2 protein-coding genes are annotated in these 2,803 nt (G+C 51.4%); both read right to left on the reverse strand.

Features of this window, described 5'->3' with window-relative positions; genetic code table 11:
• Positions 1 to 2,396 (reverse strand): type I restriction endonuclease subunit R (locus PHP87_RS11775; protein ID WP_299921608.1); only part of this gene is annotated, 2,396 nt, incomplete at its 3' end.
• A partial coding sequence (locus PHP87_RS11780; RefSeq protein WP_299921610.1) for a restriction endonuclease subunit S occupies positions 2,386 to 2,803 on the reverse strand: 418 nt, incomplete at its 5' end. The genes PHP87_RS11775 and PHP87_RS11780, both read right to left, overlap by 11 nt.

The raw sequence follows: 2,803 nt of genomic DNA on the forward strand, positions 1-2,803 counted from the left end.
TCGGCCAGGCGCTGGTAAAAATCTTCGCGCAGGGCCGCATCGGCCAGCATAACCTCAAAAGCCTCCTCATCATAGCTGTTTTTTACTTCTTTGAACAAATCCCAGAGGTCGGCATAGCGCTGGGGCAATTTCTCTACTTCTACATTTACCGAGCTCAGCGTTCCGCTTAGGTCTTCGGGGTCAAAGCCTTCCAAGGCATTATACATGGTGAGCGCCCGGTCCAGTTCGCCCAATAGGCCCGCGTAATCCACCACATAACCAAATTCCTTCCCCTCATGAAGCCGGTTTACCCGGGCAATGGCCTGCAGCAGGGTATGTTCCTTCAGCTCTTTGCAGAGATAGATGACCGTATTGCGGGGGGCGTCAAAGCCGGTTAGCAATTTGCTTACTACGATAAGGATCTCCGGCTCCGGGCCGTGTTTAAAGCGCTGAATGATCTGTCTATTATACTCTTCCTCGTTACCATAGCGTTTCATCATCTTTTGCCAGAAACGCAGCACCTCGTCCGCTGGTTCCTCGTCAAACTCCTCATATCCCTCGCGGGTATCGGGGGGTGAAATGACTACCTCTGACGAAACCAGATCCAGTTCGTTTAAATATTGGTGATATTGCAAAGCGGTCCTTTTACTGGGAGCGACCAGTTGTGCTTTGAAGCCAGTTCCCTGCCAGTTAGCCCGGAAATGCTCGCAGATGTCAAAAGCTCGCATATAGATGACCTGTTCCGTCTTGTTCAACATCTCAGCGCGGGCGTATTTCTTTTTCAGGTCCGCCCGCTGCTCTCGGCTCAGACCCTGAGTGTGGCGGTCAAACCACAGGTCGATGGCATTCCGGTTCTGCTCCATTTCTACATGGCGTCCCTCGTAGAGCAAGGGCACGACCTCTCCGTCCTCAACCGCTTGCTGGATGGAGTAGTGGGGTTCGATCAAGCCGCCGAATTTGCGAAAGTTATTCTTTTCCTTTTTCATAAGCGGCGTTCCGGTAAATCCCAAATAGCAGGCGTTGGGAAACATCTGCCGCATACGGGCGGAGAAAGAGCCGAAATTGCTGCGGTGGCTCTCATCAATGAGCATGAAGATGTTGTTTGATTGGTCCTGAAACTTCTTGACATTTAAGGCTTTATCAAATTTATGAATCAAGGTGGTTACAATGGCTGCTTTTTGTTCCGCCACCAGCTCCAGCAGGTTCCTACCGGAGCTAGCCCGGCTGGGTTCCAGGCCGCAAGCGGCAAAGGTATTGCGCAGTTGCTTGTCCAGGTTATCGCGATCGGTAACCAGCACGATACGTGGGTTGGGAATATCGGAATCCAGGGCCAGGTTCCGGGCCAGCATCACCATGGTCAAGGATTTGCCCGAGCCCTGGGTATGCCAAATAATGCCCCCTTTGCGCCTGCCATCGTTATCCAACTGCTTGATGCGTTCCATGGTTGATTTGACCACGAAATACTGCTGATAGCGGGCAATCTTCTTGATGCCGCCATCAAATACAGTAAAGCGATAGGCTAGTTCCAAGAGCCGCTCCGGGCGGCAGAGGCTGTAGAGCGCCCGGTCCTGCTCCGTAAGCAGTCGATCACCCTCTGCTTCCAGGGCGGCGAAATAATTTCGGCAATTAGCGAAGGCAGCGGAGAAAAGCTCATCCTGGCGGGCCCCAGGCAGTATGGCGTTAACCAGCCGGGCCACATCCTCCTCCCGGTCCCGCAGTTCTTTCCATACTCCCCAAAAGCGGGCCGGAGTGCCGGTAGTGGCAAAAAGGGCGGCGTTTTTATTCAAAGCCATCACCAACTGGGTATAGATAAAAAGCCTGGGGATGTAATTGTCGCTCTGGTTGCGAATGGATTGGGAAACTGCCTGCTCCAGTTCCACGCCGGGGGACTTGCATTCGATTACCGCCAGGGGGATGCCATTAATAAACAGCACGATATCCGGCCTGACCGTCTCAATGCTGCGGCTGCGCTCCACCCCAAACTCGGCTGTGACATGGAAGGCGTTGCGCTCGGGCTGGCGCCAGTTGATATAATGAAGATTGAAGCTCTTGGAGCTGCCCTCGATAGTCTGTTCCAGGGAAGTACCCAGGGTTATAAGGTCATAAATGATTTCGCTGGTTCGGAGCAGCCCGTCATACTTGATATTCTTCAAGGTCTGAATGGCACTCTGGATATTCTCCTCGCTGAACAGGAACTCCCGTCCCTTGTACTGAATGTGGTTCAGTTCCTTGAGCTGCCGGCGCAGGATGTTTTCCAGCAGGACATTGCCTCTCTTTCCCTGCCGTTCAACCAAAGCCTGTCTTGGTGTCAGGTAGGTATAGCCCAGATTCATCATTAGCTGCAGGGCCGGGATCTGGGAGAGATATTTTTCATCATGAGGAAAAGAGTTCACCTGGTATGCTGTCTTATTCTCCATATTTCACCCTCTCCTCTACTACAACCCTCCACTGCCCGGTTAGCAGCTTTTGCATCAGACCGCGTTTTTGTTTCCGATAGGCCTCGGCCTGTTGTTTTAGCAGATCGATCTCCTGGTGGGCGTTGTTGAGAATAGCGGATATGCTTTTTTGCTCCTCCATAGGGGGATAAGGGAGCTTAAGTGTCATAAAATCCGGGATGCTAATCTGTTTCCCATCCCGGATACCAATTACTGAGATACTTAGATATTTTTCTATAAATATGTAAGATTTGAAAAAGTGTCTGTAGAAGTCATCATGAAGTTTAATCTTTGGCCGTAGAACTGTGTAGGCTGGGCTAATAATACCCTGGTATTGAGAATACTCTATACCTCCTTGGAAAGAGCGGAGACTGACGGCAAAATCACCT

The organism is Syntrophomonas sp. (genome assembly GCF_028707975.1).
GTDB lineage: Bacteria > Bacillota > Syntrophomonadia > Syntrophomonadales > Syntrophomonadaceae > Syntrophomonas.